At 43.1% G+C, this 22698-nt stretch carries 23 protein-coding genes; 11 read left to right on the top strand and 12 right to left on the bottom strand.

All coding sequences use genetic code 11. The features are described from left to right. Window positions 1-444: 444 nt before the first annotated feature. Complete coding sequence (locus F6X55_RS06455) at window positions 445-1341, top strand: COX15/CtaA family protein (protein ID WP_153462486.1); 897 nt, start codon at window positions 445-447, stop codon at window positions 1339-1341. 167 nt (window positions 1342-1508) lie between these two features. Here the strand turns inward: F6X55_RS06455 and ftsW are convergent, their stop codons facing one another. After that, window positions 1509-2711: a putative lipid II flippase FtsW gene (gene ftsW, locus F6X55_RS06450; protein WP_026771405.1), complete on the bottom strand. Its 1203-nt coding sequence runs from the start codon at window positions 2709-2711 to the stop codon at window positions 1509-1511. Window positions 2712-2902: 191 nt separating this feature from the next. Then, window positions 2903-3184: an Fpa/YlaN family protein gene (locus tag F6X55_RS06445; RefSeq protein ID WP_026570491.1), complete on the bottom strand. Its 282-nt coding sequence runs from the start codon at window positions 3182-3184 to the stop codon at window positions 2903-2905. 202 nt (window positions 3185-3386) lie between these two features. Here F6X55_RS06445 and F6X55_RS06440 point away from each other — a divergent pair, with 202 nt between their 5' ends. The 3 genes from F6X55_RS06440 to F6X55_RS06430 all read left to right on the top strand — a co-directional run bounded on the left by F6X55_RS06440 (window position 3387) and on the right by F6X55_RS06430 (window position 5278). After that, on the top strand, window positions 3387-3881 hold the full coding sequence (locus F6X55_RS06440) for a hypothetical protein (protein WP_026570492.1): 495 nt from the start codon (window positions 3387-3389) through the stop codon (window positions 3879-3881). 430 nt (window positions 3882-4311) lie between these two features. Then, the gene (locus tag F6X55_RS06435; protein WP_153462484.1) at window positions 4312-4917 is read left to right on the top strand and encodes a YhcN/YlaJ family sporulation lipoprotein; all 606 of its coding nucleotides are present in this window, start codon (window positions 4312-4314) and stop codon (window positions 4915-4917) included. Window positions 4918-5074: 157 nt separating this feature from the next. Beyond that, window positions 5075-5278, top strand: a complete 204-nt coding sequence (locus F6X55_RS06430) for a YlaI family protein (RefSeq protein ID WP_081704524.1) — start codon at window positions 5075-5077, stop codon at window positions 5276-5278. Between the two features lie 54 nt (window positions 5279-5332). On the opposite strand, the gene F6X55_RS06425 is transcribed toward F6X55_RS06430, so the two are convergent. Further along, entirely contained in the window at window positions 5333-5683 is a 351-nt protein-coding gene (locus tag F6X55_RS06425; protein WP_235162448.1) for a YlaH-like family protein, read from the bottom strand. Window positions 5684-5822: 139 nt separating this feature from the next. Between F6X55_RS06425 and F6X55_RS06420 the strand changes: the two genes are divergently transcribed. Next, window positions 5823-6002: a DUF5325 family protein gene (locus F6X55_RS06420; protein ID WP_026570494.1), complete on the top strand. Its 180-nt coding sequence runs from the start codon at window positions 5823-5825 to the stop codon at window positions 6000-6002. Window positions 6003-6305: 303 nt separating this feature from the next. Here the strand turns inward: F6X55_RS06420 and F6X55_RS06415 are convergent, their stop codons facing one another. Next, on the bottom strand, window positions 6306-7109 hold the full coding sequence (locus F6X55_RS06415; RefSeq protein WP_026570495.1) for an inositol monophosphatase family protein: 804 nt from the start codon (window positions 7107-7109) through the stop codon (window positions 6306-6308). Window positions 7110-7469: 360 nt separating this feature from the next. Then, a complete protein-coding gene (locus F6X55_RS06410) occupies window positions 7470-7655 on the bottom strand; it encodes a hypothetical protein (RefSeq protein ID WP_026570496.1) in 186 nt (61 codons plus the stop codon). Window positions 7656-7831: 176 nt separating this feature from the next. Here F6X55_RS06410 and F6X55_RS06405 point away from each other — a divergent pair, with 176 nt between their 5' ends. Next, a complete protein-coding gene (locus F6X55_RS06405; protein WP_153462482.1) occupies window positions 7832-8458 on the top strand; it encodes a YktB family protein in 627 nt (208 codons plus the stop codon). A gap of 601 nt (window positions 8459-9059) precedes the next feature. Here the strand turns inward: F6X55_RS06405 and F6X55_RS06400 are convergent. Both F6X55_RS06400 and F6X55_RS06395 read right to left on the bottom strand, forming a co-directional pair. Continuing rightward, window positions 9060-9329 carry a UPF0223 family protein gene (locus tag F6X55_RS06400; protein WP_026570497.1) on the bottom strand — a complete coding sequence of 90 codons (270 nt, stop codon included), beginning with the start codon at window positions 9327-9329 and terminating at the stop codon, window positions 9060-9062. Continuing rightward, window positions 9326-10303 carry an NAD(P)H-dependent flavin oxidoreductase gene (locus F6X55_RS06395; RefSeq protein WP_026570498.1) on the bottom strand — a complete coding sequence of 326 codons (978 nt, stop codon included), beginning with the start codon at window positions 10301-10303 and terminating at the stop codon, window positions 9326-9328. Before F6X55_RS06395 ends, F6X55_RS06400 begins: the two co-directional genes overlap by 4 nt. A gap of 178 nt (window positions 10304-10481) precedes the next feature. On the opposite strand from F6X55_RS06395, the gene F6X55_RS06390 reads away from it, so the two are divergent. After that, window positions 10482-11954: an aminotransferase class I/II-fold pyridoxal phosphate-dependent enzyme gene (locus F6X55_RS06390; RefSeq protein WP_153462481.1), complete on the top strand. Its 1473-nt coding sequence runs from the start codon at window positions 10482-10484 to the stop codon at window positions 11952-11954. Window positions 11955-12562: 608 nt separating this feature from the next. Here F6X55_RS06390 and F6X55_RS06385 read toward each other — a convergent pair. Then, window positions 12563-13447, bottom strand: a complete 885-nt coding sequence (locus F6X55_RS06385; RefSeq protein ID WP_237648611.1) for a polysaccharide deacetylase family protein — start codon at window positions 13445-13447, stop codon at window positions 12563-12565. A 373-nt stretch (window positions 13448-13820) separates the two neighbouring features. Here F6X55_RS06385 and F6X55_RS06380 point away from each other — a divergent pair, with 373 nt between their 5' ends. The 3 genes from F6X55_RS06380 (at window position 13821) to F6X55_RS20305 (ending at window position 16738) form a co-directional block, all read left to right on the top strand. Next, window positions 13821-15362, top strand: a complete 1542-nt coding sequence (locus F6X55_RS06380; RefSeq protein ID WP_026570501.1) for a glycine betaine uptake BCCT transporter — start codon at window positions 13821-13823, stop codon at window positions 15360-15362. Window positions 15363-15775: 413 nt separating this feature from the next. After that, window positions 15776-16123 (top strand): hypothetical protein, encoded by a 348-nt coding sequence (locus F6X55_RS06375; RefSeq protein WP_026570502.1) that lies wholly within the window; start codon window positions 15776-15778, stop codon window positions 16121-16123. Between the two features lie 483 nt (window positions 16124-16606). Then, window positions 16607-16738, top strand: a complete 132-nt coding sequence (locus F6X55_RS20305; protein ID WP_272914935.1) for a hypothetical protein — start codon at window positions 16607-16609, stop codon at window positions 16736-16738. Between the two features lie 190 nt (window positions 16739-16928). On the opposite strand, the gene lpdA is transcribed toward F6X55_RS20305, so the two are convergent. From lpdA to pdhA, 4 genes are read right to left on the bottom strand one after another with little or no spacing between them, the layout of a single operon-like run. Continuing rightward, window positions 16929-18338 (bottom strand): dihydrolipoyl dehydrogenase, encoded by a 1410-nt coding sequence (lpdA, locus tag F6X55_RS06370; protein ID WP_153462479.1) that lies wholly within the window; start codon window positions 18336-18338, stop codon window positions 16929-16931. A 3-nt stretch (window positions 18339-18341) separates the two neighbouring features. Then, window positions 18342-19637, bottom strand: coding sequence for a dihydrolipoamide acetyltransferase family protein (locus tag F6X55_RS06365; protein ID WP_153462477.1), 1296 nt, complete (start codon window positions 19635-19637; stop codon window positions 18342-18344). 28 nt (window positions 19638-19665) lie between these two features. Then, window positions 19666-20643, bottom strand: coding sequence for an alpha-ketoacid dehydrogenase subunit beta (locus F6X55_RS06360; RefSeq protein ID WP_026570504.1), 978 nt, complete (start codon window positions 20641-20643; stop codon window positions 19666-19668). A 3-nt stretch (window positions 20644-20646) separates the two neighbouring features. Beyond that, window positions 20647-21729: a pyruvate dehydrogenase (acetyl-transferring) E1 component subunit alpha gene (pdhA, locus tag F6X55_RS06355; RefSeq protein WP_026570505.1), complete on the bottom strand. Its 1083-nt coding sequence runs from the start codon at window positions 21727-21729 to the stop codon at window positions 20647-20649. A gap of 751 nt (window positions 21730-22480) precedes the next feature. Between pdhA and F6X55_RS06350 the strand changes: the two genes are divergently transcribed. Further along, window positions 22481-22696, top strand: coding sequence for a hypothetical protein (locus tag F6X55_RS06350; protein WP_026771414.1), 216 nt, complete (start codon window positions 22481-22483; stop codon window positions 22694-22696). Window positions 22697-22698: the final 2 nt, after the last annotated feature.

The raw sequence follows: 22698 nt of genomic DNA, 5'->3' as shown, positions 1-22698 counted from the left end.
TCTCTTCAAAATTGGTTGATCGTCAACGTTGTTAGTATAACCTATTTTTAACAACTACGCAGGTTATATCCATATTGTATCACGGATTTGAAATTCAATCTATTTAACTAAACACTGTAAAACCGGCTTTTAGCTTGAATAAAAGATGACAATTTTGTGAACGCAAGGGCAAAATAAAATTAAAGGCACAAAAGCCTTTAATCAATTAGGAAAGAGCCAAAACTGCGGTCGAATCAACCCTTACAGTGTCGATAAATAAGACGATCAAATCCTCATATTTATTTCTAGCAAACAAATATCAACAATGCAAGGCTTTTTTTGATTTTTTTATAGTGAAAATCGCTGTCAAACGTGGTAGTATAACCCTTGTATGTTTGGACGTGTTATCTGGATGGCTGATTGACAGCCTAAAATACTCTTCCACTAAGATTGTGAGGTGGAACCTTGGTTAAGTTCCTTAAAAGTTTATCTATCATTGCCACGATTACCATGATACTCGTCCTGCTCGGAGGAGCACTGGTAACCAAAACCGGTTCTGGAATGGGTTGTGGAGCAAACTGGCCTGTTTGCGAAGGCGAGCTTTCTGCAGAATTGATTATTGAACTGAGTCATCGACTTGTTTCAGGGGCGGCAGGGATCATTGTGCTGCTGTTGTCGGTTCTGTCATGGAAATATGTCGGTCATATCAGAGAAGTGAAGTTTCTATCATTTGTTTCCATTTTCTTTTTAGTACTACAAGGCTTGATCGGTGCTGCTGCTGTATTGTGGTCCCAGTCAGATTTCGTTCTTGCCATGCACTTCGGCATTTCGCTGATTTCTTTTGCGGCAGTGTTTTTACTTACCTTGCTTATTTTCGAAATTGATCAGAAGTTCGATGCACGTTCCCTGATCATCGAAAAAGGAATCCGCCGCCACTTTTACGGGTTGTTTATTTATATATTGCTCGTTGTCTATACAGGAGCACTGGTCCGTCACGCTCATGCCAGCCTGGCATGCAAAAGTTGGCCGTTTTGCGATAATCGAACACCTTTTGCCCTCGAGTTTCATTTTACACAATGGATTCAAATGGGACATAGATTGGCCGCAGGCTTGGCATTTATTTGGACATTATACTTATTGGTCAAGATTTACCGGCGTTATAAACATAATCGCGTAATGCTCTGGGGATGGACGGCGGCATCCCTCCTGATGATCATCCAAGTTGCATTGGGCGCAATAGTGATTTTCAGCATGGTTAATTTGACAGCTGCCTTATTTCACGCTTTAATCATTTCTGTTTACTTTGGTGTTCTAAGCTATTTTGTCTTACTTTCTTCCCGGAGCGTCAAGTTCGAAGGTTGAACGGAGTATAGAATGGATAGCGCTTGAGCTGGATGAGGCTGTTCCTGCGATTTAATATCCATAGACACTTATCAATATCCTTTCCGGACACCAAGAAAAGCACCCTTTCCCGAGTTGGAAAGGGTGCTTTTTCAAGTAGTTTTGTATTCTCTCCCAGTACATTATTATTACTGCGATTGCGACCAGGTCCTGCGTTGTCTCACTGTTCTTCTGTTTTTTTCGTACTCTTTTTCATCTGGTATGGTTTCTTTGGTCATCCTTTGCTCATTTGCCCGGACAGATTTGGCAATATTGTTGAGTATTCCTGTGGAAATCAACAGAATCAGCAAAGAGGAACCTCCATAACTGACAAATGGCAAAGTCACTCCGGTTATCGGCAATAGCCCGCTAATAGCACCGAGATTAATAAATGCCTGAATGCCGATCATCGAAGAAATACCGATTGCCAACAGAGAGCCAAAACTGTCTCTGCATTGATTCGCGATGTATAACCCACGAAGTACAATCGCCGCAAGCATCCCAAGAACAACGATGACGCCGAGGAACCCTAACTCCTCTGCAATTACAGCCATGATGAAATCCGTGTGCGGTTCTGGGAGATAGCCGAGCTTTTGGATACCTTGTCCAAGCCCTTGTCCCGTTATCCCACCTGTACCAATGGCCAAATAGGACTGAATGAGATGGAAGCCGTTCAGGTCAGGATCGTCAAACGGCTGATAGGCGCCAGTAAATCGTGAAATCCGTTCAGGAGTAACCATTTGGGTAGCTGCCAATCCAATAATGACAATGACTGTCCCCCCCAAAAGGAAAAGATGACGGAATTTTATCCCCGAACTGAATATGACTGTGGCAGCTATCAAAAGAATCACTCCGGCTGTACCAATATCCGGTTGTTTGATGATCAATGCCAGGATAATTCCCGTCATGACTAAGGGCGGCAGTACCGCTTTAAAAAAATCGTCGATATACTGCTGCTTTTTGGAATAAGCCGACGCCAGGTATATGATCAATCCCAACTTAGCCAGTTCAGACGGTTGGAATCCAAAGGGGCCAATATCCAGCCAGGATTTCGCATAGTTCGTCTCTCTTCCGAAAAGGAGAACAGCAATCAACAATAGAACTATAACAATAATCATTGGCTTGATGAGCTTTTGGTAATGACGGTATGCAAACATGCTGCAAAACAAATAAAAAATCAGGCCAAGGCCGAACCACATTAGCTGCCGGATCATGAAATAATTGCTGGGTACTTCATTCTTAACAACTGCAATTACCATACTGGCACTGTAAATCATCACAATACCGAATGCAGTCAATAGCAACGGGGTTATAAAGAGCGTGAAATCTAAATCTTTCCATTTCTGTTTCAATGTGATGACTCCTAACTATGTATTGATAACCAAAACCCTTTTATACTAACTTCACAGTTATATAAAATATATCACAGGGAAGAATGATTATATATAGGTACAGCTGCATAGTTTTGTACAAGTAACAAAAAAACCCCGCCGGTTTTGGCAAAGGTTTTCCTCTTATGAGGACAGTATTCGGCCGTCCTTCTCTACGATTTTTGGGCTGCTTCATGCAACACGTTCAATTGTCTTTCGAGATTTTCCAGCAATGCTTTGCCATCTTCCTCGCTGACCAGGTTCAAGCGGACAGCAAAATCAATTTCACGCGACAAGCCAAACATTTGCGTATCTAAAACCTCTTCATATAAAGGACACTGAGGCATCGTCAGATTATCCATTTGTACTTTAATCAATTTCAATATTTTATTTGCATCAGCCTCTAGAAGGGCATAGGCTTTATCACGATTGCTAACAGCCACTTCAGGTATCACAAAATCCCCTCCATTTACCAGACTCTCTTCTATTTATATTAGCTGTTGTCCGAAAAAAATGCAAGGTAAGAACAGAAATATCTTCTCTTTGCCGAATTAATTTATCTAACGGATACAATTTACTGAAAAGATGAAATTCAACATCAAGTCTGCTATTCTTGTAAACGAATACTATAAAAGAGACAGAAAGGGACTGGTACAGATGATTGTCCAGCTTACGGGAAAAGTAAATTATCAAATCACATTGGATCCCACTGTGTGGATTTTTGATGACCGAAAAATAGAAATGGAAAGTGCATTCACCGCTTCGAATGACAACCCTGAAGAAGATTCAGAGGAAGTATTGAAGCAGGCTTCGACCCGCTGGGAGCGTGAAATCAACCAGCAAAGCAGTAAACCACCGGTAAATAGAAGCATCAATCGGTTCGAGAAAGAACAAATCCTGAAGGGAACCTATCTCATGCCCATCAAAGACTTTCTCGAAACAGCAGAAATAGAATCAGATGCGAACCAGGCAAGACTTGTTTTAAACAACCAGGAAAAAGTCATCTCTTTATCCCTTTTAAAAGATTCATTGTTCTTGTTTGCCGAAAATGGAAAACCGATTAAAGACAATGGACCTGTCCATGTTTATTTTGCAGATGGTTCTAATCGGCAAGAACCGATTAAAGGTGTAACCAAAATAATCATTGAATAAACAAACGGAACGAAAGGCAATGCATATATTGAATACTTGCTTTTTATTGCTCGATCGATAAACGTTGACTGTAACAACCTGGATGCGGGCACTAAATCCTCGGAAGACAGGTGGGCATCAGCAGATCGCTCTGAATGACTCACCTCCTTCTTCCCATTGAGGATTCCACTTATATCCTTCTTTTGTTTCTCCCCCCCTCATTTATCAAGTCAGCCATGTTTTTCCCACCTCTTCTCACAACCTTCCGAAAAACCATCAACAAAGTTGCAGCTGGAACAAAAACATGGTGTCCAGTTATCGCTCGTTTTTTCCCGCCCCTCCTCTTTCCATCCAGTTGTCAATCAGGATATCCCATACACCTCGCATTTCTCTTACCATGCATAAACTGTGCAGGAATTGAGAAGATAGGAGTAAAAGGAGGAGTGCCCTTATGTTTTCACGGTTTATTTTCCTATGTGCAAGTATTTTGTCGCTAGGTCTCGTATTGATTGGCTGTCAGCAGGAAGAAAGCTTGCCTGATCAGGAGAACCAGGATCCGACCATCCAAGTGGAAAACTCTGACCCAGGAGATGGCCAGCAAAAAAACTATACCAACCAAGAGATAGCGGATCATTTGGCAAGCCTGGCTGCAGATGTCCCGAACGTAAATGATGCATCTTCAGTGGTTGCCGGTCCCTATGCGGTAGTGGGAATAGATGTGGATAAAGATTTGGATCGTTCACGTGTCAGTACCATTAAATACTCTGTTGCGGAAGCGCTCCATCATGATCCATACGGAAAAACAGCAGTTGTCATCGCAGACGCCGACGGGATGGAACGAATCAGGCACATGGCTGACAAAATCCAACAGGGTCATCCTGTCCAGGGGTTTGTCGACGAGCTTTCAGCAGTGGTCGGCAGATATATGCCGGAAATACCCATCAATGATGATCAGCCTGAAGAACCCGATCAAAATAAAGAAGTAATACCTAAAAAGGATCAACAGAAATTAGACGATATCGAGAATGATCAGTCCAATCAACAATTAAATCAGTGAAGGTTCAATACGGGGTCTTTCCTTTTTGGACAGAGGAGGAACCCCGTATTTCCGGACCGCCCCTTTCTGTTTAGCCAGTTTATTTGAAAAAGGATTAGAAGTCTGTCCATCACCTATGTTACAATGATAGAAAGAGTTACCGTGAGGTGATAATGTTATGAAAGTAAAATGTGTCTTATGTGACATCATTGAAAATATAGACAGCAACTGCTTGCAGGCGAAAAGGTTAAGAAACCGCCGAATTCATATGTATATTTGTCAAAGTTGCTATGATAGAGTAGAAAAAAACACAAACAAGCGACACGCCACGGGAAATTTCAAGTTATACAAAGAAAAGAAGAAAAAAAACAGCCTGATTTAATACAAAAAGAAGGAACGGACCGCTCTACAGGCAGCAGGTACGTTCCTTCTTTTTTTAATTGCTTTCAGTCTGGTTCTTCCGCCGTTTTCGGTCTTGAGCCAGCCGGAAACGATAAATCCCAAGCACCAGCGCTATAATGACCAGACACTCTGCCATCGGAAGTTTAAGACCGAGCATCGCAATGATAAAAGCTCCGATAAATAAAAACACATAGACAATTATAGATTTAAGCAGCGGCAATTTTCTTGCAAAACCCAATTTATAACTAATAGCCAGCAGGATGCCAATTGTCAAATACAACAAAAGAAAACCAATCAGGAGGTCGCCGTTTGCCGCCGTATTAAACAGAAAATCGACAATAGGCAAATTGTTGCCTATATCGATTGCTTCATTTGTTTCCTCCACCTTTTTCACTCCTTCTTTCCGAATCACTCCCTTATCTATCATACTAGAACATCATTCTCTGTGCTAGCATTAGAAAAGACCATTTTCATTTACAGGAAATTCCGTTATACTTAATTTTAGAAGATTAGGGGTGAGAGTCATGAAAAAAATTCAGTTGCCGATGCTGCTGTTGGCAGTCCTAGTTATAGCAAGTTTCGTAGCGGCAGGTATTGCCATTGGATTCCGGAACTATTTGCTTATGGTTTTGTTTATTCTGGCAGGCTTTCTATTGATGGGGTTCGGGCTGGCAAGAAAACGGAGAAGGCAGTCGTTTTCCTGACTCATGCCAACCATACTCAATGAGGAACAATTCCATAGGACAGGATGAAGGGGAATCATCAGCATAAGACTAAATTGCTGATGATTTTTACTTGTCGTGGAAAAAGTTCGCCTCTTTTTCTTTAGAGAAACGGGCGGCGAGACCCCGCAACGGCTTATACCAGAAGACTCGAACATCCGTCCGCAGGAGGTGGATTTATTTTCTCTGCGACTGGAGGGAAATCGTATGTCCCCGGATTGAATCTAAAGATAAAGCAAGCGGTGGAAATGAAAATCCCACCACCGCATTTTCAGAGAGCCTATTTTATTTTAGCTTGATATACTCTCCCACTAACTCCTGTTGAATTTCAGCATTACAGGATAAAAGAGTGTTTTGTTCCAGTATATTGATCGGTCTTCCATCAGCTTTCGTCGTCAAACCGCCAACTTCGTTGACCAAAACCATACCACCGGCAATATCCCATGGTGCCAGCTTCATCGTCAAGTAACAGTCAGCTATTCCTTCGGCTACATAAGCGAGTTCCAATGCAGCAGAACCATATGATCTTGTGCCTCTGACTTTTTTAACTAGAGACTGCATTTTGGTTTCTTCTATTTTATGGTTCGGACATGTCCAAAAATTGTTAAGGATTAGAATCGCTTCCTCCAATGGAAGCTCTTGCTTTAATCGAGGAAGTTTTTTTTCGTTCCGGTATGCCCCCTCGCCTCGCATGGCAGCATAAAGGACATCATCCATCACATTGTAAATCAATCCAATTTCCCCGACTCCGTCTTGGTAAATTCCAACGGAAATGGCAAAGTTGCGTTTTTGATGGACGAAATTCATTGTTCCGTCAATAGGATCGATAATCCAGATGACCCCTTTATCACTATTTAAGTCATCTCCATATCCTTCTTCACTAAGTATAGAATGTTCAGGGAATTCCCTTCTGATTTTCTCCGTGAAAAACTGCTCCGTCTGTTGGTCCATATGTGTCACCAAATCATTTGCGTTGGATTTGGTGTCAATTCTCAACGGCTCATCTATCGCTGCCCGTATATTCTCTCCTGCTTCCATGACCCACTGTTTCGCTGTATCAAACAGCTTTTGTCTATCGTCTCGTTTCATACCTAACACACCTTTTTTCGTATTTGCCTAACACAGCATCATGATGGTGAATGCCCATCCGGCCTATATCTTTCTTTATTCTAAAGAAAAATACGTCAGATTTCCAGGCTGGTATTCTGCCATTCTCCATCTTCGGACAAGAAAAGGTTCGGAGATACTCAATAGAATTCTCTCTTTTCCACGCAGTTTTGCCTTCCAAGAAATAAACCGTCCATACTGTCTTTTGGCAGCTGCCTACCCGACCGGAAACGAAACAAAGGAAAAGCAATCAGCACCTGTTATTTCCATTAATTTCCGACCCTTTCAAATACAGCTTCCTTGAAAAAAGCATAAAAAAGAACGAGCATAAGCTCATTCCTTTTAAGACAATGCAAGCATTTCCCGGCGCAATTCATTCAATCGTTGTTTGGAATTATCCATTGCTTTCTCATCTTCACTTTTCATGGCATCGTACAATGTAATTAGTTCATAATCGATTTCCAATTTGATTGCCGGAAGTTTTTCTTCTGCTTCTCGTTTTTTAATTGCTTCCATTACGTATTTCATTTTATCCCCTTCCCTTTGGTTTATGGTCGTTTATTTTCCTGCTAAGTTAGCTTTATCATTTTGTTAATTTTTTATTACCCCTCTGTCCACCCCTTTAAACACAGGCTGTTCCGTTTGTTCTGTCTGATTACTATGGTAAAATAAAAACAGCAAAAGAATGGAAGGAAGAGCGTAATATGGACTTTAATGGTTTTACGAGAGAAGATTTCGCCACATTTGATATCGAAGGATTGGATGCCCGTATGGAAGCAATCAGAGAACGTATCCAGCCGAAGTTTCAACTGATAGGCGATGAATTGACAGAACACCTATCGGCTCAACTTGGGAACGAAATGTTCTTACATATAGCACAACACGCGCGAAGATCTGTCAATCCACCTGCAGATACCTGGCTGGCGGTAGCCGCCAACAAAAGAGGGTACAAGAAACACCCTCATTTTCAGGTCGGGTTGTTTGATGATCATGTATTTATATGGCTGGCATTGATTTATGAACTTCCGGAAAAACAAACCATTGCAAAAACATTCCTGGATGAATATGATGCTTTGAAACAGCTAACGGAAGATTTTGTCGTCTCACTTGATCATACAAAAAAGGCGGCACTGCCCATTTCCGATTTAAGCGAAGAAAATCTGATCAGATTCAGAGATGTGAAAAAGGCAGAGTTTCTAGTAGGTAAACATATAGCTCCAGACAGTCCCATTGCAAAAGATGGAAACAAATTCATCAAGGAAGTAAAGCGGACTTGTGACACCTTGTTGCCGTTTTATAAGCTTGCTGTGGAAAGTCGGGGCGACAACTGACGACCTGATCTGAGATTCTGCTCGTCCTGTATAATAAACAGTGAAAAAACGGTCGGTACAAATCTATCTTGACCGAAAGCAAGAACCGGACGGTATCGAAATTCTAAACTTCGAAACCGTCCGGTTTTTTGGCTCTATACTGAATGGGATGGTGTCCCCTACCGGTATGCGGAATCGAACAAGGCAAAAAATCACACTCATTCCCTCTCTCTTTGTTACCTGAAAGTTGCGACACCAACGGAAAAAAGAAAGGGATAGCGCAGCAGAGGAACTAAGCGAGACTACCGCGGAAATACGGACGACCGGGACCCCACAGCGGGCTTTGCGAGGAGGCTCAAGCGAGTTTATTGGGGAAATAGCTATTTTTTGGAGTGAGCCTTTCGATAAAGAGAGGGTGGAGTGAAAAATCACACCACCACATTTGACAGAGAACAGTTTTTTAAGTGGTTTAAAAAAAGCTGTTTAGATCGTGACCGGAATAACCTTTCATGAGGAATTGACAAATCCCATCTGACGGGTGACCGAAAACCACAACAAATTTTATGTAGAGGCATCAGGGGCAAGCCTGTATGGCCTATTTCCACGATCCAGCCTATGTACTTTACATTTTTATATTTTCTCCATTCGCTGCTTCCTTTGCACTTTTTATGGTTCGGTAACAAGAGTAACCGGAATCTTTTTCGAACTTTCCACAAAGCTGTTTTTCTTCACTTTTTGAAGGAACAATCTGTTTAAATCGGGTATATGCGAGCATCAAATCTTCCCGTTTCACACCACTCTCATACGCCTGCTCCACCAAGGAATAAAAATTCACTACATCGATGATTTCCTCTTTAGTCCATGTTTCTTCAATTGGATAACTGTAATTCACAGATCATTCTCCTTCCCTACACTCCATGATCTTCGAATGTCGGACGCCTCGCCGATCATTCTCATGATTAAATTTTTCACGCTGGGGATATCGTCTATTCTTGCCGAAATTTGACCACCCCATCCAAATCCGTTTGAGCCCTCTCCTTCGTATATGAATCGCTTGTTCGCTTCACCACTTATATAAGGCTGCAAAACTTCATATCCAGGAGCCTCTTGCTCCAATTCCAATATCTTTTCCGTCCATTTATTGCGTAGTGCTCTTGCAGGAGCGCCAAGCGATCGCTTGATGACCACAGTATCACGATCTCCTGCCTCTAATAACGCTTTTTTATATGCCGGATGTGCATGAATACATTCTTGGGTGGCGATAAATCTTGTCCCCATTTCCACCCCTTCTGCACCTAAAGCCAAGGCCGCCATCAGTCCTTTTCCGTCTCCTATCCCTCCAGAGGCGATTACAGGAATGGATACTGCTTCCACTACTTCCGGAATCAAAACGAATGTTCCTGTGTCTTGCCTTCCGATATGTCCGCCACCTTCCTGGCCGACCACCATTACCGCGTCTGCTCCCAATTGCTCCGCTTTTTGTGCCTGTCGTTTGGCTGCTACGAGCACCATTGTTTTGATCCCTGTCCCTTTCGTCATTCTCAATACTGGTTCTGGATTTCCTCCTGTCACCGTTATAACGGGCACCTTTTCATCAACTGCCGTTTGTACCATCCCCTCAAACGGACGGCGCTGCTGCCCTATGGAAAAATTGACGCCAAACGGTCTCCCGGTTTTTTTCCTCACTTTTCTTATTTCCTGCTGCAAACGAGTCTTATCTGCAAGGCTCATGGCCGTTATTTGTCCTAGTCCACCTGCTTCAGAAACAGCCGCGGCCAAGTCCGCATAAGCTAAATAAGCAAGCCCTCCCTGAATGATTGGATATTCTATTCCCAATAACTCCGTCACCCGGGTATCCCAATTCATGCTATCCCTCCTCCTTTCCCTTTATCCTATCATGTCGTTCCCCGTTTTTCTAAAAGTAGCGATTCTTCCATTGTTTTGCTATAATTTCTCATACACTGCGCACTCTGTGGAGTGAGCGGAAGGATTTGATTAAAATAGAGCTATTTATAAAGCGTTATAAAGAGGTGTGTTTTGAATTATGACATCACAGGAACAAACTCCATTATTTACTGGACTAGTGAATCATATGAACCGGAATCCCATACAATTCCACATCCCCGGCCACAAAAAAGGCGTTGGAATGAATCCAGATTTCCGGGCATTCATTGGGGATAATGCTCTCGGTATTGATTTGATCAATATAGAACCACTTGATGATCTCCATCACCCACAAGGAATGATCAAAAAAGCCCAAGAGCTTGCTGCCGAAGCTTTTTCTGCTGATTATACTTTTTTCTCCGTCCAAGGAACCAGCGGCGCTATTATGACAATGGTTTTAAGCGTTTGTGGACCTGGCGACAAAATTATCGTTCCGCGAAATATTCACAAATCGGTAACGACTGCCATTATCTTTTCTGGTGCCACTCCAGTTTTCATCCATCCGGAAGTGGATAAAGAACTCGGAATTTCCCACGGCATCACACCTGAAGCTGTAGAAAAGGCGTTAAGCGCCAATCCTGATGCCAAAGGAGTGTTGGTGATCAATCCAACCTATTTTGGTATTGCTGCCGATTTAAAAAGAATTGTCGGGATAGCCCACTCCTTCGAGGTACCAGTCTTGGTCGATGAAGCACACGGCGTCCACATTCATTTTCACAACGACCTTCCCTTGTCTGCAATGGATGCAGGCGCAGACTTGGCCGCCACGAGTGTTCATAAACTGGGAGGATCGCTCACCCAAAGTTCTGTACTTAACCTTAGAGAAGGCTTGGTCTCCCATGAAAGGGTCCAGAGTGTCCTCTCGATGCTCACCACCACGTCTACTTCTTATCTGCTTCTTGCTTCGATTGACGCTGCCCGAAAGCATCTTGCAGTAAATGGACAAGCACTCATCGACGAGACCATTCATTTGGCAAACTTGACAAGAGACGCTATTAATCGGATCCCGAACCTTTACTGTGTGGGCAGTGAAATACTTGGCAGCGAGGCCACATTTGATTACGATCCGACCAAACTGATCATCTCTGTTAAAAACTTAGGTCTTACCGGATATGATGTAGAAGGGTGGCTTAGAAAGCATTATCGGATTGAAGTGGAATTGTCGGATATGTATAACATTCTCTGTATCATTACTCCTGGGGACAAGAAAAAAGAAACAGAAGCTCTTGTCGAAGCCTTGGATAAACTGGCATGGGAACGCAGCGGTTACGCCATTCAGAAAAGTGTTCCTGTTAAAATACCTGAAATACCGCTTTTATCCATGTCGCCACGCGACGCTTTTTATGCTGATACTGAAGTCATTCCGTTCCTGGAAGCGTCCGGCCGCATCAGTGCTGAATCCATCATGGTATATCCACCGGGCATTCCGATTTTCATACCTGGAGAAATCATTACCGCAGAAAACATCCGATATATCCAGGAAAATTTGAAAACAGGGCTGCCTGTTCAAGGACTTGAAGACGAAACCTTACATTCCATCCGTGTGATAAAAGAACATAAAGCCTTCAGGTAATCGCTAAATACAAGTGTCCGGGACAAAATATGACCAACAAAGCAAAAACCGAGCGAATTCCAAATGCCAATCAAATTCGTTCGGTTTTATTTGTATATTTTCTTATTATCCTGTTGTTTGATACGTGCTTCGAATCGCTACGTTTTTGTGCTCTGATTTTCCACATGTTCAAGACAAGATAAACCGTATTCTTCTATTGGCTGATAGGTATCTAAACAGTGACATCAGCATGGGAGTTCCTTTATTCTTTACAATCTGATAATAGCATAAATAAGCGGTTTCCACGCAGCTCAGCTTTCTATCTGTAACAGAAATAGGGCAACACGGAAAACACATCTGAAGAGAAGGTCTCTCCTTCAACGGAGGCAAGGTACGCAGACTCCAGCGGGATGAGCGTGAGCTGAAGATCCACTTGGCAAAGCGATATTCTTTGCCAAGTTAGCTGAAGCCGTGCCCGCGGAAAGCGAAGTACCTTGCCGGAGTGGAACGTTGCACTTTTCATAGCATTTGCTTTTAGCTCATCAAAAAAACCGAACGAATGATCGTTCGGTTTTCATTTTGGTCACGATGCTTTTTCCCAGGCTCTTGTTTTTTAAAGAGCAGAAACTCTATTCGTCCGCGGTTTTTATTAATCCTGGATCGACAATTTCATATCCTTTTCCCCGCAAACCTGACACGATCTCTTCCAGAGCCTTGGCGGTCCATTCACGGTCATGCATCAGCAGATTTGACCCGTTACCCAATAGTTCGGTATTCACCATTATATCAGCAAGCGCATCTTCATCCATATACTCCTCATTCCAGTCATAGCCATAAGACCAATTCATAAGAAGCATCCCTTCCTCTTTGGCGATCTGCTTTGAATAATCAGTATTCTGGCCATTAGGCGCCCTGAAAAATTTCGGTCTTTCTCCAATGATCTCTTCAATTAAATCATTCAAACTGACAATTTCTTTTTTTTGCTCCTCCTTCGTCGCATCGACCAAAGCCTGATGATGGTATGTATGGTTGCCAATTAAAAATCCCATATCATGTATTTTCTTTAATATTTTCTTTTGTTCTTCTCTCTCCAAAAAGTGCCCGTTGACGAAGAATATTGCTTTGGCATCTAATTCTTTCAACGTGTTAGCCATTTCAAGTGCATGCTTGTCTGGTGCATCGTCAATGGTCAACAGCACTACGTTTTCTTTTGCTTGATCATCGATAGGTTGAATCGACCAGTTATCTGTCAGTTCATATTGAGGCTTTTCGGTCCTGTCATCCGATTCCTTTTCATGTTGGGCCGTTGCTTGTTCTGATTTCTTGCTTTTATCCGTATCGGTTTTCGCCTGATTTTCTTGCACATCTGTCTCCTTTGACTGTTCCTCGACATCTTCTTTTTTTTCCGTATGTTGTTTGTCTTTGTCATCTCCTGCCGAAGTAGACAATTGACTGCAGCCGGCAACAATAAGCAGACTGATTATTCCCATCCAAATGAATATGCGTTTTTTCACCGTTAAACCTCCTGCTGTTTGTCATATCCTGTCTCTTTATTATAAATAATCGACTAAAAGTTGGGAACCACTCCAAACAAGAATTTTCTAGTGAAAAAGAAGGATTTTTAAAGGTGTTTAAAGCAAAGCTGACAGGGGTACTCTTATTTTATGCACAATTTTTTGTCGAGTTTTGACGAAGCGGACTCTCTTCTCTTCCCCCCATACCAAAGAATCACCTACAAAAAGATGGACATATTAAGACCATTCCTTGACACCAAGAAACAGCAAACCATTTTGAAAGATGGACAAATTATGTTTTAATAAATAATTGTGGTTTTATAAACAGCAAAGAGTTCATTAAAAAAATAATAAAGGAAAGGAACGAGAAAAAATGAATAAAATTACCAGAGTTTTTTATATTTCCCTTGCTGTAGCTATCATTTTTATCGTCTGGGGCTTGGTTCCGGATAGTGTCTTGCCTAATGGCAATTTAGATAATGTGACTAGTTCCATCCAAGGGTTTATCGTTGAAAAGTTCGGCTGGTTCTATTTATTATCAGCTACTGGATTCCTGGTGTTTGCGATTTTCCTTATTTTTTCCAAGTACGGAAACATACGGCTTGGTAAACCCGAAGATCGCCCAGAGTATAATTACTTAACCTGGTTTGCCATGCTCTTCAGTGCCGGAATGGGCATAGGATTAGTCTTCTGGGGAGCTGCCGAGCCACTTTCCCATTTTCACACTCCACCAGACGGAAATATTAGCGAGGGTTCTGCCGAAGCTGCCCGCACAGCAATGCGTTACAGCTTCTTCCACTGGGGACTGCACCCTTGGGGAATCTATGCTGTCATTGCCCTGGCTCTTGCCTATTTCAAATTCAGGAAAGGCGCTCCCGGTCTGGTAAGTTCCATTCTAGAGCCATTATTCGGCGAAAAAGTGAAAGGCGGCTGGGGCACCCTTGTCGATTTTATCGTAGTGTTTGCGACCATCTTCGGTGTCGCCACTTCTCTAGGTCTCGGGGCTATCCAGATCAGTGGCGGTCTTGCCTTCATCTTTCCGGGTATAGACCGGACGATGACTGTACAGTTAGTCATAATCGCCATCGTGACCGTGCTTTATTTGCTCTCAGCCATGACAGGGCTTAACAAAGGAATAAAGTACCTGAGTAACACGAATATTGTATTGGCGATTCTGTTAATGCTGTTTCTATTATTTGCCGGACCTACTAATTTCATCATGGATTTATTCACCACTTCTCTTGGTAATTATGCTGCCAACATAGTCAACATGAGTTTCCGTCTAACGCCTTTTGATCAGGACAACACTTGGATTCAAGGCTGGACGATATTCTACTGGGCATGGTGGATTGCATGGGCACCATTTGTCGGTACCTTCATTGCCAGAGTTTCAAAAGGAAGGACTATCAGGGAATTCGTATTAGGCGTCCTTCTAGTGCCTACTATATTCGGCGCACTGTGGTTCTCTGTATTCGGAGGGTCTGCAATAAATCTTGAATTTTATGGTGGACAGGACATCATTCATTACGTTAATGACATGGGAACAGAAATCGCTTTATTCGCAGTATTGGAGTCCTATCCTCTCGGCTTGATCATGTCGATTTTAGCTGTATTGCTGATTAGTACTTTCTTTATCACATCTGCGGACTCTGCAACATTTGTACTAGGAATGCAGACCACAGGCGGCGGTTTGAATCCACAAAACCGCGTGAAGTTTGTTTGGGGTATCATCCAGTCGGCTGCTGCAGCTATCCTGCTGTGGCAAGGGGGGCTGGAAACGTTGCAAACAGCTTCCATCATTGCTGCTTTTCCATTTGCTATTATTATGATTTTGGTCGTATTCTCACTGGTCAAATCATTTCGGGAGGAAGCGGCCACAGTGGACTTACGCCGGCCTAAGAAAGAAAACAGATAACAATGGCTGGGATAAAAGGTTTCCGCCAGAGCAAACACCGAACGGGATTCGACCCGTTCGGTGTTTTTTTTGCATTTCATCCAACCCTGAAGGAAGCGGTTCCGTCCTTGGACGGAAGTTCGAGAAGCATCCGGAATGAAAGTCTGTTTTACCGTCATCCCATTGTTAGATAAATCGAATGCTATTGGATATTTCTTCACGCAGGTACGGGCATCCTTTTGTCCAAATTGAAACTGACTCCGTCACACCGTTGTTGCTTTCATTTCATTTTGTTACACGATTCGCGCTCCTGTTTCATTTTGTTAACAATTAGGTTATAAAAGCTGTTTTTGGCGTTTTTTTTGTTATGATGTAGCTATACGACATCAAACAAAAGGAAGGTGCGGCATATCACTAAGCAAAGATGGCTTACCTTGATTTTTGTGGGCTTAGTTTTGTTTTCCACTAGTTGCAATGCGAAGCATCCAATCGAAGAAGTAAGCTTCGCACCGAGTGATTATCAGGTCTTTTATTATTCAACCAATTCAAATCCCAAAATAGAAAACGAATATTTAACCGCCATTTGGGACTTAAAACAAGATTATCCTGAACAACTGGATAGTATAGAGCGTAAAAAAACCACAAAAGAAGCAGCGAAAAGGAAAGAAATTGGTGAATATCCATCACTTGTTATTGTGAAAGATGGAGAGACAATTTCGACTTTAAGCGGTGATACAAAAAAATCAGAAGTGTTACAGCAGCTGCTGAAAACAGTCAATTGAGAAAGCTTCAGAGCATGTTACCGCACCACCGACTGGTTAAACCCACCATTAGGAGGGTTGGGACACTGAAGAACTGAAATACTAGGATAAGCAGCATTTTAAGCGGCCTGAGGGGAATGCAATTTCCACCCCAGGCCGCTTTTCTTTCAATTTAAAGAGGAGTGTCCCTGAATCTTAGGCTCTATACTGAATGTGGTGGTGCCTTCTGTCGTGATGGGTATTCCTGCATTGTGCAAAAAACACACTCATTCCCTCGAGGCCACTGAAAAATTCCTTTCTAATCTAGAAGAGATTTTAAAGATTGTTGTTGATACTCACCAATCGCTTTTGGATGGATGCTTGCCGCGGGCACGGCCTCAGCTAACTTGGTCAAGAAAAACACTTGACCAAGTGGATCTTCGGCTCGCGCTGTTCCCGCAGGCGTCACCACCGAACGCTCATCGTGGAATCAACAGAGGGTACACGAAAAAGAAGTGATTTTCTTTGATTTCTAAAAGAAATTTTATGGCAGCAATCGGTTTAAAAGGCTCTATAGAGCGAAATAGCGTAGCAGAGGAAATAAGCGAGGATCCTGCGGAAAAACGGGCGGCCGAGACCCCACAGCGGGCTTTGTGAGGAGGCTCGGGCGTTCGTCCGCGGAAAGCGAGTTTATTTCCTCTGCGGTCTGAGTAAAATAGTTTTTTTAGAATGAGCCTTTCAATAAAGAGAGGGTGGAAGTAAAATCACACCACCACATTCGGTATTGAGCCAAACTAAAAAACCTCCAGAAGTAGATTAGAACTTCTGGAGGTTTTTACATTTAAATTTATTTAGCAATATGAACCGGTGTACCAAGAGCAACTTCTGCTGCTTCCATGGTGATTTCACCAAGCGTTGGATGCGCATGAATGGTAAGCGCAAGGTCTTCCGCTGTCATTCCCGCTTCAATAGCCAAGCCAAGTTCGGCAATCATGTCACTGGCATTTGGTCCGGCAACTTGAGCTCCAATAACCAAACCGTCCTCTTTTCTAGTGATAAGTTTTACAAATCCATCACTTTCATTAAGAGACAAAGCACGGCCATTTGCAGCAAATGGGAATTTAGATGCTTTTACTTCATATCCATCATCCTTGGCGCTTTGCTCATCGTATCCAACTGTGGCCAGTTCAGGCTCAGAAAATACAACAGCAGGGATACCGTTATAGTCGATTTCTGATTTTTCTCCACCGATTACTTCGGCTGCCACTTTACCTTCATAAGACGCCTTATGCGCTAGTGGAGGACCAGCAACAATATCACCAATCGCAAAGATGTTATCTACGTTTGTGCGACACTGCTTGTCAATCTTAATCAATCCTCTGTCGTCCAAATCGATGCCGACTTGTTCGAGGCCGATTTCAGCAGTGTTCGGACGACGGCCGACTGTGACAAGTACGTAATCGGCTTCGATAACCTCTTGATTATCTTTTACTTCGTAGGTCACTTTAACACCTTTGTCGGTTTCTTCTACCCCTTTGGCCATTGCATTGGTGACAATTTCAACACCTTTGGATTTCAGACGGCGCTTCACCAGAGACGTCATCTGCTTTTCAAAGCCGCCCAGGATATCTTTCGTACCTTCCAGGATCGTCACTTGCGTACCGAAGTTGGCATAAGCAGTACCCAACTCTGTACCGACATAACCTCCGCCGATCACTACCAATTTTTCCGGAATTTCATTTAGGTTGAGTGCTCCGGTAGAATCAAGCACACGGTCGGAGAATTTGAAAGTCGGAAGTTCGATCGGGCTGGAACCTGTAGCGATTATACAGTTATTAAACGTATAAGTTTGAGAATTTTTCTCGTCCATTACTTTTACTGTATTTTTATCGACAAAGTAAACTTCCCCTTTTACAATGTCCACTTTGTTTGCTTTAAGAAGTCCTTCCACTCCGCTAGTCAGTTTATTGACAACGGAACCTTTCCATTCTTGAACTTTTGAAAAGTCCACACTGACGTTTTCCGTTTTAATTCCAAGCTCATCTTCGCCATGTGCCTGTTCGACACGATGCCCTGCTTGAATCAAAGCTTTGGAAGGAATACAGCCGACATTTAAGCAAACACCGCCCAAATTGCCTTTATCGACAATAGTGACCTTCTGGCCGGTTTGGGCAGCCCGGATGGCGGCTACATAACCGCCTGGTCCGGCGCCGACTACTAGTGTGTCTAATTCGATCGGGAAATCTCCTACTACCATAATTTACGCCTCCATCATAATTAATTGTGGATCGTTCAACAGACGCTTGATTTGATTTAGTGCCATTTGGGCTGTAGCGCCGTCTACGATACGGTGATCAAAGCTTAGAGACAGACTCAGTACTGGAGCCACTACAATTTCACCGTCACGTACGACAGGTTTCTCAGCGATACGTCCAATTCCTAAGATGGCTGCTTCTGGGTAGTTAAGCACAGGTGTGAACCATTGTCCGCCTGCAGAACCGATATTGGAAATAGTGCTTGAAGCACCTTTCATTTCATTCGGACTAAGTTTACCATCTCTTGCTTTGACTGCCAATTCATTGATTTCTTGAGAAATCGCAAAGATGGATTTAGCATCGGCATTTTTGACAACTGGTACGAGCAATCCTTTATCCGTATCAGCAGCAATACCGATATTGTAGTAATGTTTTTGAACAATTTCATCCGTATTCTCATCAATGGATGCATTTAAGATCGGATACTTTCGCAGAGCAGAAACCAATGCTTTTACGACATAAGGAAGATACGTAAGCTTGATTTCCTGTTCAGCAGCAACAGCTTTGAATTTCTTTCTATGAGCTACCAGCTCAGTAACATCCACATCATCATGAAGTGTAACGTGTGGAGCTTTTGTTTTCGAATTAACCATTGCTTTAGCGATAGATTTACGGATGCCGCTCATTTTCTCGCGGGTTTCAGGGAATTCACCCTCCGGAACAGTTTGAGCAGCAGCAGGAGCAGCAGATTGGTCGTCAGCCGGCTGTTGTTGTTCTGTTTGTTCAGCGGCAGGCTGCTGTCCTCCGTTCAAGTAACTGTCTACATCTTCTTTGGTAACTCGGCCATTCTTACCTGTACCCTGTACCTTAGAGATTTTCACGTTGTTGTCACGAGCATATTTACGTACAGAAGGCATTGCAATGACACGTTTATCAGAATCTTCATCACTGTCATCCGCACTTGCGGCAGGCTGTTCTTGATCTGCAGCAGTCTTGTCTTCGGACGCAGGAGCTTCTTCCTCTGCAGGAGCTTCTTCTTCTCCACCGTCTTCTGATTCATAACCTTCTGCGTCAAGCGTAATGATGACGTCGCCTACAACGGCAACCGTTCCTTCTTCTACTTTCACATCTTTGACAGTTCCCTCTACTGGAGACGGAATTTCAACAACGGCCTTGTCGTTTTGCACTTCGCAAAGCACGTCATCTTCATTGACCTGGTCGCCTTCTTTTACGAACCATTTTACTATTTCGCCTTCATGGATACCTTCACCGATATCCGGAAGCTTGAATTCAAAAGCCATTTATATTGCCTCCTATCTCAGGTTCTCTTTAGAAATTAACTACTTGGTTGACTCTTTCAATTATATCGTTATAGTTTGGAAGCCAAACTTCTTCTGCTTGAGAGAACGCATATACCGTATCAGGAGCAGTTACCCGCAGTACAGGAGCTTCCAGGTGAAGAATCGCCCGCTCTTGAATCTCGGCAATGATATGCGCAGCAACACCAGCCTGGCGCTGTGCTTCCTGGACCACTACTACCCGATTTGTTTTCTTCACAGATTCCAAGATTGTATCCATATCGATCGGCATTACGGTTCTTAAATCGATAACTTCCGCACTTACGCCGTTCTTTTCAAGTTCTTCGGCTGCTTTCAATGAAGAATGGACCATCGCACCATAAGCAACGAGTGTCACATCCGCACCTTCGCGTTTCACTTCGGCTTTTCCAAGATCGATTGTATATTCTTCTTCCGGAACTTCCTCCCGGAAAGAACGATAAAGCTTCATGTGTTCAAGGAACACAACCGGATCGTTATCGCGGATGGATGAAATCAACAATCCTTTTGCATCGTAAGGAGAAGAAGGAATGACAACTTTCATGCCCGGTTGTTGCGCAATCAATCCTTCCAGTGAATCGGCGTGCAATTCTGGTGTATGAACACCACCGCCGAATGGTGAACGGATTGTTATAGGCTGTGCCTTCGTACCACCGGAACGGTAACGCATGCGAGCCATTTGTCCGTTGATGGCATCCATTGCTTCATAAACGAAGCCAAAGAATTGAATTTCAGGTACTGGACGGAATCCTTGCAAAGCAAGACCGATGGAAATACCGCCGATGCCTGATTCAGCAAGCGGTGTGTCAAATACGCGATCTTCTCCGAATTCATCTTGCAGCCCTTCAGTAGCACGGAAAACACCGCCGTTTTTACCGACGTCTTCCCCGTAAACCAGCACATTTTCATCATTTTTCAATTCAGTGCGCAAGGCATCTGTAATTGCTTGGATCATTGTCATTTGAGCCATGATTTACTTCGACTCCTTTTCTGTGTATTCTTCCAACTGTTCTTCCAAGTGTGATGGAAGTTCTTCGTACATATTTTTGATAAGGTCTGTCACCTTTTGTTTTGGCTGCTCGTCAGCTTTTTTGATTGCCGCTTTGATTTCCTCTTTTGCTTGCTCGATCACTTTGTTTTCTTCCTCTTCAGACCATAGGCCTTTCTTTTCAAGGAAGCTGCGGAATCGTACAAGCGGATCGCGTTTTTCCCACTCGTTATCCATGTTTTCAGTACGGTAACGAGTCGGGTCGTCACCAGCCATCGTATGAGGTCCATAACGGTAAGTCAATGTTTCAATCAAAGTAGGGCCTTCTCCGTTAATGGCACGTTCACGCGCTTCTTTCGTCGCTGCATACACAGCCAATACGTCCATGCCGTCTACCTGGATGCCTTCGATTCCTGCAGCCACAGCTTTTTGTGCCAGCGTTGTAGCAGCTGTTTGTTGTTCCACAGGGACAGAGATTGCAAACTGGTTGTTTTGCACCACAAAAATTGCCGGAGCTTGATATGCACCCGCAAAGTTGATTCCTTCATAGAAGTCGCCTTGAGAAGTACCGCCGTCACCAGTGTAAGTGATTGCAACAGATTTTTTACCGCGGCGTTTCATACCAAGTGCTACCCCGGCAGCTTGAGTATATTGAGCACCGATGATGATTTGCGGGCTAAGTGCATTCACACCTTCAGGCATCTGGTTGCCATGGAAATGTCCACGGGAGAACAAGAATGCTTGATACAACGGCAGGCCGTGCCAAATCAACTGAGGCACATCACGGTAAGCTGGAAGAATAAAGTCTTCTTTCTCCAATGCATAATGAGTTCCCAATTGAGAAGCTTCCTGTCCTGCAGTCGGAGCATAGAATCCTAAACGTCCTTGTCTATTCAACGCAATCGAGCGTTGATCCAAAATACGGGTATACACCATTCTGTGCATAAGTTCTTTCAATTCATCATCCGAAAGCTCGGGCATGGCATCTTCATTGATGATTTCGCCGTCTTCATTCAGAATTCGAAACGTTTCAAATTGGTTTTCGATGTTTTCAAGAGTACGTTTCAAATCGACTCACCTCTTCCTTTCTCTTATCCTTTAGATTTGTCCCCGATTAAACGGGGTAAGTAATACAGAGTGGGCCGAAACAACTTTTCGGCAACTTGATCGGAAAGCACGCACAAAGGCAATATTGCTTTATGATTCTAGCCTTCCCCAAAGTTAAAAAAATCTGTACCAATTATGATAAAAATACAATACCCTTTATTTCAATCACTTAATCGTTTGATAAAGCAACCAACAAACTGTTACATAGTTTATCTTTAAATTGACTGGTACAATTTTCACTCTGGTTTAATTTTAGCTCATTCATATGGGATGGTCAAACACTTTACCTTTGTAGATTGTATTTTTTTCTAAGACTCTGTTCCTGGCGGAATAATGGCCCAGACTCCAGCCTTCCATTATTATTCACAGCTGTTTCAAGTTTTTTAGATTACTGTATCAATGGCTTTTAGGATTTCCCTATCATGCGGAACCGGATAAGGGGAGCATTTTTGTTTGACGCTGCACCCGTTTTTGTTGTGGTGTAATTTCCGTGCAGTCTAATTCCGTTATGTGTAAAATGCAAAGCCTCTTGGTAACCAGCACTTTTTCTTTATCCTTTTTATGCTGTTGTTCAAGTTCCAAGGAATAAAGGAACCCCCATGCTGATTTTTCATCTTCGTCTTGTGTAGGTACCTATCAGCCAATAGACGAATACGGATCACCTTGTCTTGATCATGTGGAAATCAGTTCCTGAAAACTTAGCAGACAAAATATGAAGACTCCGGCGGGAACAGCACGAGCTGAAAATCCCGCTAGAAAGCGGTTGGTGCTTTCCGAGGAAGTGGAAGCCGTGCCAATGCCGCAGTATCTTGCCGTAGCAATGCGAACCAAGCATTCGAACAACACGTTGTACAGAGAACAGACAAACAAAAACCGAACGAATTTGATTAAGAATTCGCTCGGTTTGACTTCAGTGGACAAGCTTTAAGT

The sequence above is a fragment of the Sediminibacillus terrae genome, from assembly GCF_009602435.1.
GTDB lineage: Bacteria > Bacillota > Bacilli > Bacillales > Amphibacillaceae > Sediminibacillus > Sediminibacillus terrae.
The sequence above is the reverse complement of the archived record's forward strand: the minus strand, read 5'-3'. Positions and strand labels throughout refer to the sequence as shown.